At 50.5% G+C, this 16,300-nt stretch carries 13 protein-coding genes; 12 read left to right on the forward strand and 1 reads right to left on the reverse strand.

Features of this window, described 5'->3' with window-relative positions; all coding sequences use genetic code 11:
- Positions 1 to 70: 70 nt before the first annotated feature.
- Complete coding sequence (locus ABC502_RS06200) at positions 71 to 622, reverse strand: NADPH-dependent FMN reductase (RefSeq protein ID WP_330086183.1); 552 nt, start codon at positions 620 to 622, stop codon at positions 71 to 73.
- Positions 623 to 737: 115 nt separating this feature from the next.
- Here ABC502_RS06200 and ABC502_RS06205 point away from each other — a divergent pair, with 115 nt between their 5' ends.
- The 12 genes from ABC502_RS06205 to ABC502_RS06260 all read left to right on the forward strand — a co-directional run bounded on the left by ABC502_RS06205 (position 738) and on the right by ABC502_RS06260 (position 16,299).
- Positions 738 to 986, forward strand: coding sequence for an EAL domain-containing protein (locus ABC502_RS06205; RefSeq protein WP_345915247.1), 249 nt, complete (start codon positions 738 to 740; stop codon positions 984 to 986).
- Between the two features lie 130 nt (positions 987 to 1,116).
- On the forward strand, positions 1,117 to 2,310 hold the full coding sequence (locus tag ABC502_RS06210) for an MFS transporter (protein WP_345915248.1): 1,194 nt from the start codon (positions 1,117 to 1,119) through the stop codon (positions 2,308 to 2,310).
- 95 nt (positions 2,311 to 2,405) lie between these two features.
- Positions 2,406 to 3,569 carry a Gfo/Idh/MocA family oxidoreductase gene (locus ABC502_RS06215; RefSeq protein ID WP_345915249.1) on the forward strand — a complete coding sequence of 388 codons (1,164 nt, stop codon included), beginning with the start codon at positions 2,406 to 2,408 and terminating at the stop codon, positions 3,567 to 3,569.
- 28 nt (positions 3,570 to 3,597) lie between these two features.
- On the forward strand, positions 3,598 to 4,665 hold the full coding sequence (locus ABC502_RS06220) for a sugar phosphate isomerase/epimerase (protein ID WP_345915250.1): 1,068 nt from the start codon (positions 3,598 to 3,600) through the stop codon (positions 4,663 to 4,665).
- Between the two features lie 85 nt (positions 4,666 to 4,750).
- A complete protein-coding gene (locus tag ABC502_RS06225) occupies positions 4,751 to 5,752 on the forward strand; it encodes a LacI family DNA-binding transcriptional regulator (protein ID WP_345915251.1) in 1,002 nt (333 codons plus the stop codon).
- Between the two features lie 113 nt (positions 5,753 to 5,865).
- Positions 5,866 to 6,561 carry a DUF1080 domain-containing protein gene (locus ABC502_RS06230; RefSeq protein ID WP_345915252.1) on the forward strand — a complete coding sequence of 232 codons (696 nt, stop codon included), beginning with the start codon at positions 5,866 to 5,868 and terminating at the stop codon, positions 6,559 to 6,561.
- A gap of 24 nt (positions 6,562 to 6,585) precedes the next feature.
- Positions 6,586 to 7,497 (forward strand): TIM barrel protein, encoded by a 912-nt coding sequence (locus tag ABC502_RS06235; RefSeq protein ID WP_345915253.1) that lies wholly within the window; start codon positions 6,586 to 6,588, stop codon positions 7,495 to 7,497.
- A gap of 86 nt (positions 7,498 to 7,583) precedes the next feature.
- The gene (locus ABC502_RS06240; RefSeq protein WP_345915254.1) at positions 7,584 to 9,383 is read left to right on the forward strand and encodes a GMC family oxidoreductase; all 1,800 of its coding nucleotides are present in this window, start codon (positions 7,584 to 7,586) and stop codon (positions 9,381 to 9,383) included.
- 1 nt (position 9,384) lies between these two features.
- Positions 9,385 to 10,032 (forward strand): gluconate 2-dehydrogenase subunit 3 family protein, encoded by a 648-nt coding sequence (locus ABC502_RS06245; RefSeq protein WP_345915255.1) that lies wholly within the window; start codon positions 9,385 to 9,387, stop codon positions 10,030 to 10,032.
- Positions 10,033 to 10,171: 139 nt separating this feature from the next.
- Positions 10,172 to 13,120 (forward strand): TonB-dependent receptor, encoded by a 2,949-nt coding sequence (locus ABC502_RS06250; protein WP_345915256.1) that lies wholly within the window; start codon positions 10,172 to 10,174, stop codon positions 13,118 to 13,120.
- A gap of 59 nt (positions 13,121 to 13,179) precedes the next feature.
- On the forward strand, positions 13,180 to 15,912 hold the full coding sequence (locus ABC502_RS06255; protein WP_345915257.1) for a discoidin domain-containing protein: 2,733 nt from the start codon (positions 13,180 to 13,182) through the stop codon (positions 15,910 to 15,912).
- 51 nt (positions 15,913 to 15,963) lie between these two features.
- Positions 15,964 to 16,299 carry a cytochrome c gene (locus ABC502_RS06260; RefSeq protein WP_345915258.1) on the forward strand — a complete coding sequence of 112 codons (336 nt, stop codon included), beginning with the start codon at positions 15,964 to 15,966 and terminating at the stop codon, positions 16,297 to 16,299.
- Position 16,300 lies beyond the last annotated feature (1 nt).

A 16,300-nucleotide genomic window follows, 5' to 3' on the forward strand; every position in this document is an offset into this window, starting at 1 on the left:
CAGAAAAAGCGAAGGGATCCCCTTCGCTTTTTTATGGGTATCTTTTGGTACTAGCGAAAGATGTCAGAACTTATTTCACCCCATGCAACTGCTGATGCCAGTCTTTCAATGCCTGCAGGCTTTGCAGCAGCTTTTCCTGCAACTTTTCATCCTGCAAATTACCATCGGTATCAAAATGATTGTTAAAGGCGCTGGCGAAAAATTCTGGTTTGGTCATCACCTGCAGATCCAGATAGACACACACCTGACGCAGATGGTACTGCGCCCGGGCTGTACCCATGCCACCACCGGCACCGACCAAAGCGGCCGCTTTGCCACGCAGCAGAGTGTTATCCGGCTCGCGTGAGGCCCAGTCCAGTGCATTTTTTAGTGCCGGGGCCAAGGAATAATTGTATTCGGTGCAGGCCAGCAAGAGTGCATCGGCTTCGGCAAATTCCTGCAATAAATGCACAACCGCGGGTGGCTTTTCTGCCAAATCGGCATTGTACAGTGGCACTTCCAGCAAGTCGGCAATATGGATTTTCATGCCCGCCGGTGCATGGGCCTGGGCATAACGCAACAGCCCGCGGTTGGTGGATTTTGCCCGCAAGCTGCCGCTCAGGCCAAGTACCCGTAATGTCATTATCTTTCCTCTGTATCTTTTTTTGTCTTTATCAAGCCTAGATGGCGGTGAAAGGGAAAGCAAATAAGGTTGGATTTCGGCTGCTATGACGGCATGAAGTAAAAGCGGGCCATGTATGCATTTTCAGAGGCATGGCATAAGCTTTAGCCTATATCATTACCAGAATTTCTACTATGCGCCTCGGCAAGGCCATCATTCGTACCATACTAGCCCTAGGGACAGTCTGCATTTGGACGTTATCGCAGAAGGTGTGGAAAGCGCTGCCCAGAACAAGGAGCTGCTACAAATGGGCTGCTGCCAGTTTCAGGGCTATTATCTGGCAAGGCCCGGCACTTTGGCTGATTTACAGCAATTTGCATCATAATTTGCCCGTTAAAAATTGGAAACTGAGTGCTTGAAATGTCTGGTGTAACCGGTTACAGTGTCGTGAAAGCATGCAACTTCTTCATGCAAAGCATTGCTCTGGACAACTTTTTTGATTGAAAGGACAGCCGATGAAAACAACAACAAGAATTCAGTTATCAAGCATGATGTTTCTGGAGTTTTTTATCTGGGGGGCCTGGTTTGTTACGCTGGGTACTTTTTTAGCTCAGCGTTTCACTGCCACTGGCGGTCAAATGGGCATGGCTTATGAAACCCAGTCGATTGGCGCTATCCTGGCTCCATTTATCATTGGTTTGATTGCCGATCGCTATTTTTCTGCGCAGAAAATTCTTGGTTGTTTGCACTTACTTGGGGGCTTGTTGTTATTTCTGGTAGTAACCAGTACTACCTTCAGTAATTTTTACCCTCTAATTTTGCTTTATATGTTGTTTTACATGCCGACGCTAGCTTTGGTGAACACCATTTCTTTCAGGCAGTTGCAGCAACAGCCGGAAAAGTTTGCTCAAATCCGGGTGTTTGGCACTTTAGGCTGGATTGTAGCAGGCTTGCTGATTGGTTATTTCGGTTGGGAAACGAGTCAACAATTGCAGAACACTTTTATGCTGGCTGCTGCGGCTTCAGTTTTGCTGGGTTTACTCAGTTTCTTTTTACCCCATACGCCGCCAGCCGCGCGGGAAGAAGCCACCGGCTTGCGTCAGATGCTGGGGCTGGATGCGCTCAACTTACTGCGTGATCGTAGTTATCTGATCTTTTTTATGACGTCTGTGCTGATATGCATACCCTTGGCTTTTTACTACCAAAATACCAACTTGTTTTTAAATGACATTGGTATCAGTGGAGCTGCTGCCAAGATGTCGATGGGCCAGATGTCAGAAATTGCTTTTATGTTGTTGTTGCCCTTTTTCTTCAAACGCTTTGGCATCAAATGGACGTTGTTAATCGGTATTTTGGCTTGGGTACTGCGTTACGTATTATTTGCCTACGGTAACAGTGGTGAATTGGTCTGGATGTTGTTCGTTGGCATTTTATTGCATGGTATTTGCTACGATTTTTTCTTTGTCACCGGACAAATCTACACCGAGCAAAAAGCTGGGGCACATCACAAAGCGGCAGCACAGGGCTTGATTACCCTAGCCACCTACGGGGTTGGTATGTTGATAGGTTTTCGTTTAGCAGGTTGGGTAACGGATAGTTATACAGTGGCAACGGGGTATCAGTGGTACCAGATTTGGATGCTTCCGGCAGCATTTGCAGCTGTGGTGTTGCTCTTGTTTGCGCTACTTTTTCAGGACAGATCACAGTAAAAAGATGGCAACAGCCGAGCAATGGTATGTGATTTGATGTAACCGGTTTCTTTTTGGTGAACAGCAAGCCAGATGTGTCGAGTAGGAGTTTTATTATGAAAAGTAAGGTGCGTATGGGGATGATAGGAGGTGCTGCCGGCTCATTTATTGCTGGTATTCACCGCATGGCCGCGCGTCTGGATAATCGTGTCGAGCTGGTCGCAGGCTGCTTTAGTCGCGATCATCACAAGTCTCTTGAGTTGGGCAAAGCACTTGGCTTGCCGGCTCAGCGTTGTTATGCCAGTTACCAGCAGATGCTGCAAGCTGAGGCTGCCTTGCCGGTGGATGAACGAATTGAATTTGTGAGTATTGTCACTCCTAATCATTTGCACTTTCCTATTGCCAAAGCTGCTTTGGAAGCCGGCTTGCATGTACTTAGTGATAAACCTGCCACCATCAGTCTTGAGCAGGCTTTGCAACTGCAGTTGCTGGTACAGCAAAGCAGGCTGCATTACGGTTTAACCCATACCTATGCGGCATACCCTCTGGTGCGCCAGGCCCGTTTGATGATTGAGCAAGGAATCCTGGGGGCCATTCGGCGTGTCAGTGTGAGTTACCCGCAAGGTTGGCTGGCCAGTGCGGCGGATAGCCATGCCAGTGTGCAGGCATCCTGGCGGACTGATCCCAGTCAATCCGGGGAAAGTGGTTGCTTTGCTGATATTGGTTCGCACGCTTTTCACTTACTAGAGTACATCACAGGTTTACAGGTAGAAGAGATCGCTGCCGATTTGTTGTGTCAGGTGCCGGGCAGAGCTTTGGACGATGACGGAGCGGCTTTGCTTCGCCTTACCCAGGGGGCCAGAGCAACCTTAACTGCAAGTCAGACCTGCGCTGGACTGGGTAATAACTTGCAGATTAGCGTGTATGGAGAGCTGGCATCTTTGTACTGGCAACAGGAACATCCAAATCAGCTTTGGCTGCAACGGCGTGGTGAGCCACAACAGTTACTTACCGCGGGGACTGATTGCCGTTATTTAGATCCTGCGGTGCAACAGTCGTGTCGTACACCTGCCGGGCATCCTGAGGGCTATATCGAAGCCTTTGCAAATCTGTACCGTGACTTTGCCGCTTTGATACGGCAGGAAACCTCATCAGTGCCAGTTTGTGGTATTGAAGCGGCTGTGCGCGGTATGGCATTTATTCGCGCTGCTGTTAGCAGCAGCCAACAGAATGCAAGTTGGGTATCTGTAGCATCGTTGCTTGCTGCAAAGAGTGCCTGATAGAACGATTTTTTAGTTTGGAGCCTACATGTCGACCACTGTTATGCAAAGTGCAATTCAAGGACCAGCGATTTTCCTTGCACAATTTATACCTGATGATGCCAGTATTAATCTGGAGAAAATGCTGAGCTGGGCTTCTGACTTAGGCTACGTTGGTGTGCAAATTCCAACCTGGGATAAGCGACTGTTTGATCTTGAACAGGCCGCAAGGAGCCAAGCTTATTGCGATGAAGTGCTGGCATTGTGCCGGCAGTATCAGGTGGCTATCACCGAGTTATCTACGCATTTGCAAGGCCAATTGATGGCGGTGCATCCAGCTTACAATGATATGTTTCAAGGTTTTGCACCAACAGGGGTGGATAACGTTGAGCAAAAGCAGCAGTGGGCAACAGAGCAGCTACTATTGGCGGCACAAGCATCGCAACGGCTGGGCTTAACGGCCCATGCGACTTTTTCCGGAGCCTTGCTTTGGCATACAGTGTACCCTTGGCCACAAAGGCCAGAAGGCTTGGTTGAGCAGGGGTTTGCTGAACTGGCCAGACGCTGGTTACCGGTGTTGGATGCGTTTGATAAAGCGGGAGTGGATCTGTGCTTTGAGTTACATCCAGGTGAAGATTTGCACGATGGGTTGAGTTTTGAGCGTTTTTTACAGGCCGTTAATCAACATCCCCGGGCCTGTATTTTGTATGATCCGAGCCATTTTGTGTTGCAACAACTGGATTATTTGCAGTTTATCGATTTTTATCATCCCCGTATTAAAGCCTTTCATGTGAAAGATGCGGAGTTTCGACCATCTGGTAAAGCGGGTGTCTATGGCGGCTTTGCCAGTTGGCGGGATAGACCTGGCCGTTTTCGCTCACTTGGGGATGGTCAAATTGATTTTACTGCGATTTTTAGCAAATTAACTCAGTATGGCTTTCAGGGCTGGGCTGTGCTTGAGTGGGAGTGTTGCCTGAAGCACCCGCAGCAAGGGGCGGCTGAAGGCGCTGCTTTTATTCGTCAGCACTTGATATGCCTGGCAGAGCGTGCATTCGATGACTTTGCCGGCTCAGCGAGCGATAGCAAGCGCAACCGACGGATCCTGGGGCTCCTGTAAAGCGGTAAAAGCGCAGCGAATACTGCCGGTTTTTGCTGAATTGGTGTAAGCTTATCGCTGAGTATTGAAGGGAAAACAAGATATTATGAGCACCATTCGAATGGTTTCCAAGTTGGCTGGTGTGTCGACAGCTACGGTATCCAGAGCTTTAAAAGATCCTGAGCTGGTGGCGCCGGAAACCAGGCTAAAAGTCATGGCGGCCGTGAAAGAATCTGGCTATCGTCCCAATCAGCTGGCAAAAAATTTCAGCTCTGGTCGCTCTTACAATGTGGTGGTGTTGGTGCCTAATGTTGCCAACCCTTTTTTTTCACGGGTAATACGAGGCATTGAACAGGAAGCACAAGCCAAAGGCTATGCGATCCTGTTAGGGGATACACAGGGTTCTGTTGAACGGGAACAAGAGTACGCCCGGATGGGGTTGACCAGTCAGGCCGATGGTTTAATTCAACTGGACAGACGCTTTCCATTTTCAGAAGAGGATAAAGCCTTGGCTGCCTCTGTCCCTTTCGTCAATGCATGTGAGCGTATTTGCAATGACTCCAGTTATCCGGTGGTGGAATTGGACAACAGGGGAGCTGCACGTGCCATGGTGCAATACCTGCTGGAAACTGGTCACAAAAGCATTGCGGTGATTAGCGGCCCGGCAGAAAGTCCTATTGTACGTGATCGCCTGGCAGGCATGCAGGATGCTCTGCTGGCATCGGGTCTGGAACTCGCAGCAGAGCACCTTGTAGCAGGAGATTTTTCCATGCCTTCTGGCTTTGCTGCAGCACAGCAATTATTGCAACTAAGTCAGATGCCGGATGCAGTTTTCTCGATGAATGATGAAATGGCGATAGGTGCCATGGCCGCATTCAAAGCGCATGGCTTGCGCATCCCTAAGGATATTTCTGTCGCTGGTTTTGATAATATCGAATTTTCTGGCTATACCGATCCTGCTTTAACCACCATTGATCAGCCTGCTGAAGCCATTGGCCGGCAGGCCATGCGTGCTTTGTACCAATTGATGCACCAACAGCCATTGGCACAGCCACATCTGGTGCTGCCTTATCAGTTAGTTATTCGTGGCAGTACCAGAGTTTGTTGAATGTTAGCTTCACAGAATAGCAGAACAAGCTTGACATTTAGTTGCAGAGCTTCTATGGTTGATGTAACCGGTTACAGTGGTGATTTAAACAACAAAAACAACAGGGGGATGGAATGCGTTTAAAAGATGTTGGTTGTGTGGTGTTGTGTAGCCTTGCCTTTTTGCTACTGGGCTGCGACTCTGGTGTTAAAGCGTCGCCTGATTCGGATAGCAATTGGCAATGGTTGTTTGATGGTCGCTCGATGGATGCCTGGATGCAAGCCGATGGCAGTCCGTTGCAAGAGCCCTGGAAAATCGTCGATGGTGCTTTGGTGCTGACTGCTGCTGGCGGCGGGGATATCCTGACTCGTGATAGTTTTGGTGATTTTGAGCTGGAGCTGGAATGGCAAATAGCTCATGGTGGCAACAGTGGAATTTTCTACCGGGTACACAGCGATATTCGCCCAGTCTGGTTTAGCGGGCCAGAATATCAGTTACTGGACGATGCCAACTATCCTGCTCATCCGGATCCTATTCAGCAAAGTGCTTCTGTTTTCGATTTGTATCCACCAAGCCAAAGTGTGACAAAAGCCGCCGGTGAGTGGAACTCCACCCGGATCCGTATTCATAATCAACAGGTTGAGCACTGGCTGAATGGTGTCTTAGTGGTTCGTTATACGCTGGGCTCTGCAGACTGGAACCAACGGGTTGCGGCCAGTAAGTTTCATGATCTCGAGTTATTCGGTCGTCTGTCGGAAGGGCACATTGCGTTGCAAGACCATGATGATGTGGTGAAGTTTCGCAACATTCGTATTCGTCGGCTCGACTAAGCGACGCCAGGCTGGAGATGGGCTATGAATAGACGACATTTTTTACAATTAGCCGCCTGCCTAACGGCCAGCGCCACATTGTTAAGTGGAGGCGGTTGCAGCCCAGTGCGGCCAGCATTAAAAGCTCCGGCTATTTCACTGGCGCAATGGTCGTTGCATCGTACCTTAAGGGCGGGCAAACTGACCACCTTGGACTTCCCTGCAGCTAGCCGCGATTGGTTTGGGCTGGAGGCTGTGGAGTACGTCAACCAATTCTTTGCCGATAAAGCCGCTGATAAGCACTTCCTAAACCAGTTAAAAATGCGTGCTGACGATGTGGGTGTGAAAAGCCTATTGATTATGATCGATGGCGAAGGTGATCTGGCGGCAACCGATGTATTGGCACAGCAGCAGGCTATCGAGAATCATTATCCATGGGTTGAAGCTGCTCATGCACTGGGTTGTCATTCCATCCGGGTCAGTATTGGCGATTCAGGGACAGAGAAAGGGGCCGCCCTGCAGTCAGCCGTGACTGGTCTAAACCGTTTGGCTGATTTTGCCAAAGATTATGCGATCCAGATCATTGTCGAGAATCACATGGGGCATTCGATGGATGCAGCCTGGCTGGCAGCTATTCTTAACAGGGTAGGACGTAGTGATGTCGGTAGTTTGCCCGACTTTGGTAATTTCAAGGGCGATTTGTATCAGGGTACCGAATTGCTGCTCCCTTTTGCCAAAGGCATTAGTGCTAAAACTTTTGCTTTTAATGAAGATGGCACCGAAAGTAGTATGGATTATTTAAGATTGATGCAGAGTATTCAGCAAGCTGGCTATCAGGGGTATATTGGCATTGAATACGAAGGAGAGCAGCCGGATGAAGTGGCTGGTATTCGGCAAAGTCAGCAACTGCTGCAACGTACTATAGCGAAGCTATGGTCTGCTGACGCCCTGGCATAAAAACTATTTTTAATTCCCACTGTAACCGGTTACAGTGGGTGCAGAGCACAATAAAATAACTAGAAAAAATGAGGAAGGAGGGGGAGATGGCAATGACCGATAACGAGGGTAAGGAGTACGACGTGATCGTCGTTGGCTCTGGTGCCGGGGGGGGGATGTCGGCCTATGTGCTGACGATAGCCGGTTTAAAAGTACTGATGCTGGAAGCAGGCCGTAGCTATGATCCAGTGAAAGAAACCCCGATGTTTAACTGGCCGAAAGATGCGCCACTGCGTGATGCCGGCACACCAGACCGGCCCTTTGGTTTTTACAATGCTACCGTGGATGGGGGCTGGCAGGTACCGGGTGAGCCATACAGCCAAGCCAGCTCGGATCCAAAGCGGCAGTTTAGCTGGTGGCGGGCCCGCATGATGGGCGGTCGGACCAATCATTGGGGGCGGATTTCACTTCGAAATGGCCCTTACGACTTTAAGCCATACAGCCGCGACGGTCTGGGCTTTGACTGGCCGGTCAGTTACGAGGATATAGCGCCTTACTACGACAAAACTGAGATGCTGATCGGTGTCTATGGTGATACCGGTCATCAGCTGGAAAATATCCCGGACTCACCTCCTGGGATCTTGCAACCCCCGCCAAAGCCCAGAGCGTACGAGCTGTTGGCAAAAAAAGCCTGCAATGAGATGAATATTCCGGTGATCCCCGGCCATCTGGCGATTTTAACCGAGCGCCAGGATCATCGGGTATTACCAAAAAAACTTTTTCCAAATAACCCTTTAGGGCAAAAGGTGACCGCAGACTCGATGCAGTCCCGGGCGGCCTGCTTTTGGGCCACCCATTGTGGCCGGGGCTGCTCCATTAAAGCGGCATTCCAATCGACCACGGTCTTGATCCCGCCAGCGCTTGCTACTGGCAATCTGGATATTATCCCCAACGCTATGGTTCGTGAAGTGACGCTCAATGCAGCGGGGAAAGCGGATGGCGTGATTTACATTGATAAAACCAGTCGCGAGGAGCGCAAAGTCAAAGCTCGGGCTGTGGTGGTGGCCGCCAGTGCCGCAGAGACGGCTCGCATTTTCTTAAACTCACGCAGCACTCTTTTCCCGGATGGTATTGCCAACAGCTCAGGGTTGGTTGGCAAATACCTGATGGATTCTGTGGGCGGTGGTGTTACCGGCCAAATCCCGGCATTGGAGGGCTTGCCGCCCATGAACGAGGACGGCTCTTCAGGCCACCATTTGTATCAACCCTGGTGGCTGTACAAAGAGCAAAAAGCGGGCAAGCTGAATTTTGCCAAGGGCTATCACATTGAAATGAGTGGTGGCCGTACCATGCCTGGGGCCGGTGTTTTTGGCGGTCTGGAGTCTCTAACCGATGGGGCTTATGGCGCGGGCTTTAAAGATTCTTGCCGTCGCTATTACGGCACCTTTGTGCATTTTGCTGGCCGGGGCGCCATGATTCCGAATGAAGACAGCTTTTGTGAGATTGACCCGGAGCGGGTGGACCAGTGGGGGATCCCGGTGTTGAAGTTCCACTGGAAGTGGTCCGATCATGAAGCCAATATGGTGGCGCATATGCATAAAACCTTTGCTGAAATCATTGAAAACATGGGCGGCAAAGTCACTAGTACCCTTCATACCGATGGCCGCAATGCCATTAGCAATGGTGGCTCCATCATTCATGAGATTGGCGGCACTATTATGGGCGCCCATCGCAATAGCTCGGTGTTAAATCAATTCTGTCAAAGTTGGGATGTGCCCAATCTGTTTGTGGCCGATGGCGCTCCTTTCCCGGCCAAAGCCGATAAAAATCCAACCTTGACCATTATGGCGCTGGCCTGGCGTACCAGCGATTACATTGTTGAACAGTTTAAGCAGAGGGCTATTTAACATGAGTGAGGCAACCACCAATTTACACCGTCGCAAAACTTTAAAGTTATTGGGCGCCGCTGCTGCTTCAGCCCCTTTGCTTGGTTTCGCAGCCAATTCAGCTGCTGTCCAGGCAAAAACCAAAGGGGCAGAGATCATCTTTAGCCCAACCGATCCGGACTTGTTGAACCCGCAGATCCACTGGGCTTTAAAACTGACCCGGCAAGAGCTCGACGAGCTGGCGGCGCTGGCAGATATGATTATTCCTGCCGATGACAAATCACCGGCTGCCAGCAGCTTGGGAGCCCAGGATTTTATCAATGAGTGGGTTAGTGCGCCTTACCCACAGCAAGAGCGTGATCTGGTCTTAGTGCGAGGCGGCATTGTTTGGCTGAACGCCGAATCGCAGCGACGCTTTGGTCAAGGTTTTCGTCAACTGAGCAACCAGCAGCGCGAAGCCATCTGCGATGACATTTGCTATATACCCAAAGCCAAACCCGAACACCGGTATGGCGCTCGTTTCTTTACCAAAGTACGGGATTTAACTGCAACCGCCTACTACACCACTACCGAAGGCATGGCCGATATTGGCTATATTGGCAACCGGCCGATGCAAACCTTCGAAGGCCCATCTGATGAGGTGCTGCGTATGCTGAAACTCAAGTCATAAAGCGCCTGTCGGCGTCGCTTTAGGAGCTTCCTTGCGCGAAGCTCCGCTCACACTATCACAACAGGGTTCGGGCTGCGTTTAGGCAGTTAGAGAAACTCTTGCTCAGAACTTGATAATAAAACCAAAATGAGAGCAAATTATGTGCAACAAGACGAGGGTAAAACAGTCCGGCTTTGTCGGTCGTAAAAACAAACTGGCCTATCATGTCGCTATGATTTTAATGTATGGCGCTAGTCTCACACTTTCTGCCCAGGCGGCTGAAGTCTCGGCAGCCACGCAATCGGAAGACGATGAAGTTGAAGTAATCCAGGTTCGCGGTATTCGTGCCAGCATGGCCGAAAACATGCTGCTAAAGCGCTATTCCAGTGCGGTGGTGGATGTGATTACAGCAGAGGACATCGGCAAGTTTCCTGATAAGAACGTAGCGGATTCGCTGCAGCGGGTGCCTGGTGTAGTTATACAAAGAAGTGGCGGTGAGGGAGCTACTGTCAGTATTCGCGGTTTGTCGTCGGACTTAACGTTCACCCAGCTAAATGGTAATTTTATTGCCTCCTCTCCGGGTGAGCCATCCCGATCGTTTGATTATACCTTGCTGCCATCGGCGATGATTCAGCGGGTTGAAGTGTTTAAATCCCCAGAGGCCCGTTTAGATGCGGGTGGTGTTGGTGGCACCGTATTGCTGCACAGCCATAAGCCATTAGCGATGCCCTCTGGTACCGGCATTGTAAATCTAGAGTCGACCTACGCCGATGTAACCGATAAGCATGAACCCCAGTTTACCGGTGTCTACTCCTGGAAGAATGACGCTGAGTCTTTAGGTCTTTTGGTTGGATTTACCAGGCAACACCGTACCAACCGGACTCTATCTGGTGGTACCAGCAGCAATATCTGGCGTTGGAATGGTGCCGATGGCGCTGTCGATGTGGATGGCAATGCGGTCAATAATACCAATCGCTGGGGGCCAATCAATGATGCTGATGGTAACCGTTATCAGGGCTATTGGTTTCCACAAGTGGTTCGAACTGCTGTTACGAAAGAAAGCAGAGAGCGGGATGGTCTGCAACTGACCGGGCAGTGGCGCCCTTCTGAGCGCATTGAGCTTGGTTTTAACTATTTTGGTTTTCGGCTGGGGCAGGATCATACCCTATCGGTAGTCGATATTCCGGAATGGTCACTCAACCCGAACTTTCTTACCGGCGTCACTGTGGATGCTTCCGGCACTATTATTACCGGTATGGATTACAGCGCCGGGGCTGGCGGTATCGAAAATGACATGCAGTTTCCCTGGATGCGTGGTACCTATGTTCGGGAGAAATCTACCTCCGATACCTTCGATTTTAACTTTAGTTATCAGGGCGATCGCTTTACCTTCAGAGCCGTAGCCGGCCAAACGAAGGCGAAAGGAGGGCCGACGGAAAGTTGGGAGGCTGCATACAAAAGTTCAAACTGGGGTGAGGGTGAAGACAGTATCATCAATGCTGCCCAGTTTGCTGGCTGGTCATTAGGCGACAAGGTTTCGATGTACATGGATCCGAATACCTTAAACAATCTGTTGGCTGGCATGGGCGGTGGTCGTGATCCTGGTTCTTCGAGTTCCAGCTTTGTGCGCAGCACTTTGCAAGAGCGTTATGCACAGTTTGATATTGATGTGGATGTCGATTGGGGTATTTTTCATACTGTGCGGACTGGGGCCAAATTACGTGATGCAGAGCTGCACCGCGAAACAGGTAATAACTTTTTCTTAGCGCCAGATTTTGATATCGAAGCGGCACTGGCCAGTGGTCGGGGCATCACTGTCTTTGACAGCTATCAGTGGAACGGTGGCATGCCGTTGGCAAAAGATGTGTTTAAACCTCAAGGAGAGGGCAATATCGCCGGTGGTTTTATTACCAATCTGATGCCGGTGATTGACTGGGACAAGTACCGGGACATCATTTTGAGTAACTACGTACCTTACACCCGGATTGAAGACAATTTTGTCTACGATATCGAAGAACGGATCACTGCCGCCTACCTGCAAGGTGACTTCGAGTTCAGCGATTTCCGCGGCAATATGGGCTTACGACTGGTCCGCACTAAAACCACAGGCTCTTCTACCGATTTATATACCTATTTCCTGGATCATACCGACGATGAAACCGGTGAACCGGTAACGGGTGATGATCGCTTTATCGAGCGCTGGGATTTGATAACCCAGGTGAATACCGATACCTATGCTTTACCCAGCCTTAATCTGGTGTGGGACCTGGCCGACGATTGGGTATTGCGAGGGGCTTTAGCCAGGGTGATATCAAGGCCTGGCTACAATGCCCTGGGTAGCCAGGAGCGCATTACCTTTGTTTCAGATGAATGGGCCAAAGATCGCGCCGAGTTCAATGAGCTGCCAGGCTTTCGCGGTAGTGGCGGCAACAAAAACCTGAAGCCTTATCTGTCGACGCAGGCGGATGTTTCGGTGGAGTATTATTACGATGAGGGCTCTGCCGTTGGTATGGCCGTGTTCTACAAAGATGTTGATAATTTCGTCGTACCTTTGGTGATTGAAACCACCCGCGATTTTGCAGGTATGCCGGGGATTGTTGAAGCCGGGCAAATCACCATCAGTCCTTACAGCACGGTTGGCAATGGCAGCAATGCCAAATCGAAAGGTTTGGAGGTGTTTCTGCAGCATAGTTTTGCCAGTGGCTTTGGCCTGTATGCCAATTACACCTACAACCGTACCAATCAAGCCGATGTGAATGTCGAGGGGGAAAAAGTGGGGGAATCCCCGCTGGTTGGTAGTGCTAAATACCAATACAACCTGTCAGCATTTTATGAAACCGACCGTTACAGCCTTAGGGCCTCCTATAACAAGCGTGGACAGACTGTTCTTGGAATAAACAGTGGTTTGAACGTTTATCAGGACCCATACGATCAGGTGGATTTGAATGCATCGTACAGCCTGACTGACCACTTTATGCTGACAGCTTCGGTGATCAACCTGACCCGATCTGAGTCTATCTCTCGTGTTGGTAAGGACACCAAAGCCAGGTTGCTGAACAACAGTTACAGCGGACGACGTTACTATGCTGGTTTTACGTACAACTTTTAATGCCTGCAGCCTGTGAAAAACAGGGTGTCCGCTAACTGACAAGAATAAAAGGCAGAATCATGATGAAGAACAAACAAAAATCGAAATTGGCGATATTTATGCTGGTGTCACTGGCTGGTTTGACGGCTTGCGATTCGGGTGATGATCCGGATGTACAGGCAGTGCCCATGCCGGCAACTACAACGGCCGCTATTGATGGCAATTTTATCAAAGGTACTTTAGCCGGTGCCGAATTAGGTGTGCTGGCATTGAATGGCACTCAGATCAGTGTCAGTGGTCAATTGGTTTCTGATACTCAAGGTCGCGTCAGCGCGATTTTGACGACAGCACCAGGCTATGCATTCAATGGGATGCACCGGCTAACTGCTACTGTTGTTGCCAACAGCCAGATGATTTGTGATGCGGTACTTTGTGGGGATACCCCTACTGGTGGTGAGCTGGATGCGACTGATTTGGGGGCTGTGCAGCTGCACACATTGCTGTGGTTACGAGCTCCGCTGGGTAGCAACGCCGGCACAGCGGTTGCTTTTCAGGTGAATGCCCTGACGCATTTTACCAGTCAATTACTAACAGAAGCTGTGGCAGGTGGACGCAACATAACTGCTTTAGCGACTTTCGAGCCAGCTCAACTGGAGTTTTCTAACCAGCTATTGCGTATTCTCGGAGTCGATCTGATTGGGGTCAACCTGTTTCAACAGCCACTTCATAGTGCCGAGTCTGCGACGGTACTGGCTGAGCTTACGCCACTGGAGCAACGATTATCTTTGCTAAATGCTGCCTTTGCTGGCTTTGAGGCAGACAGTACTTTGGCTGCGCATATGCAACAAGCTGCTGAGTGGCTGCAACTGGCGGCAGCAGGCGATGTGGATGCTGCTATCCTGTTACGTCAGCAATTAGCAGCTGCACTAGCACAACATCACGCTTTGACTGAGCTGGGCTTTGAGGTTGATGATATTCTGGATCTGGACTTACCTTTGTTTCAAGCCAGTGGTAGCTCAGGCCCAATTCGCTCTTACACCAAAGCAGCCTATTTGCAAGGTGCCACCATCACCGCCCGCGGTGCTATCAGCGAAGCTGAGAACGAACTAAGCGCTTTTGACGGCGATGTGCAAACCAAGTGGTTGGATAATACCGCTGTGCCGTCAGCCGAAGAGCCAGGTTGGCTCCAACTCAGTTATGCCGAGCCTGTAGCCATCAATGTGCTGTCGATCACCAGTGCCAATGATGCACCCGATCGCGATCCGGAAAACTTTCGGCTACTGGCCTCGCAGGATGGAGAGCAGTGGTTGGTGCTTGGCAGCTGGGCCGGTGAGCGCTTTGAGCAGCGCTTTGAAGTGCGGGATTTTGCTTTTAGCAATACGCTGCCCTATCAGCATTATCGGTTGGAGATCAGTAAAAACCGTGGTGACAGCAATCTGATGCAACTGGCCGAAATTGAGCTTTTTGGCCCGGTGTATCCGCATCAGTTGCAACAGCCTGCCAGCATCAGTGCCCGCGGCGCTATCAGTGCCAGTGAGACAGCAGACAAAGCTTTTGATAAAAATGTCCAAACCAAGTGGTTGGATAATACTGCCGTGCCAACAGATGAAGATCCATCCTGGGTTGAAGTAAGTTTTGCAGAAGCTGCGTCAGTGTCCTACCTGGCGATCACCAGTGCAAACGATGCGCCTGACCGAGATCCAGAAAACTTTCGATTGTTGGCATCCACTGATGGTGGAGCGAACTGGTTAGAGCTTGCCAGCTTTACCGGCGAAGCCTTCGACCATCGCTTTCAACGCCGCTTGTTCTCCTTGAATAATCAGCTGGCTTTTAGTAATTACCGGCTGGAGATCAGCAAAAACAAAGGTGATAGCAGCCTTATGCAAATTGCTGAAATTGAATTGATAGGTTCGCCTCAACCATCGCTAAATCATGCACTCAATGCTGCAGAGATTGAGGAACGGGGCGCTATCGGTGAAGGTGAAGCCGGCATCTATGCCGTTGATGGCGATAGTACCACCAAATGGCTGGACAATACGGCTGTGCCCTCGGACGAAGAACCATCCTGGATCCAGTTGCAACTGGCTGAATCTCAGGCGGTTACCATGCTGGCGTTGACTAGTGCCAATGATGCACCCGAGCGCGATCCGGAAAACTTTAGTTTGCTGGCTTCGCACGATGGCGATTATTGGGTTCGCCTTGGGCATTGGACCGGAGTTAGTTTTGACGAGCGTTTTCAGCGCCAAAGCTTTGCGCTGACCAATCAGTTAGGTTTCACCCATTACCGGCTGGATATCAGCAAGAACAAAGGCGACAGCAGTTTGATGCAGGTGGCCGAAATTGAGCTGATTGGTCCGGTGTGGCAAGCGGTGAATCATAGCTTAACTGGAGGAGCCAGTATTACTGAACGTGCCAGCATCAGTGAAGGCGAGTCCGGTGCTAAGGCATTTGACAACAATCCAAACAGCAAATGGTTGGACAATGCCGGTGTACCTTCGGAAGAAGAACCAGCCTGGGTGGAACTGGTGCTGCCACAGTCGGTGATTGTGCACACCCTGGCAGTCACCAGTGCCAACGATGCCCCTAGCCGGGATCCGGAAAACTTCCGTTTGCTGGGCTCCGACAATGGCAGCGATTGGCAGTTATTGGGCACCTGGAGTGGGGAGTCTTTTGCGCAGCGCTTTGAGCGACGTGAGTTCCCCTTCCTGAATGGTCGTGACTTTAGCCATTACCGGATTGAAATCACTAAAAACAAAGGTGATGACAGTTTGATGCAGGTTGCCAACTTTGAATTGATTGGCCCGGCACTCTAACCAGCAACTAGCAGGGCAGAGCAAACGCTGCCCTGCGAAAGGAGGAAAACGATGCGAAGAACAGGATTTGGTCACCTTGCTGGCTTGTTGTTATTGATTGGTTTTAGCAGCTTTGCTGCACAAGCGACAGGCGATTCCGCGGCTGGCCTACAAAAAGCTGCGGTGTGCAGTGCCTGCCACGGCGCCGATGGCAACAGTCCGGTGCCAACCATGTATCCGACGCTGGCAGGGCAGTCGGTGACGGAGTTAACGCAGGCGCTGATTGATTATCGTGCGGGGAGCCGCCAAGGTGGCATGGCTGCGATGATGACTGCAATGGCTGAAGGGTTGTCGGATACGGATATTGCCGATTTGGCGGCTTTTTTCAGCCAGCAGCAAAGGAACTGAT

This window comes from Alkalimonas sp. NCh-2 (genome assembly GCF_039631345.1).
GTDB lineage: Bacteria > Pseudomonadota > Gammaproteobacteria > Enterobacterales > Alteromonadaceae > Alkalimonas > Alkalimonas mucilaginosa.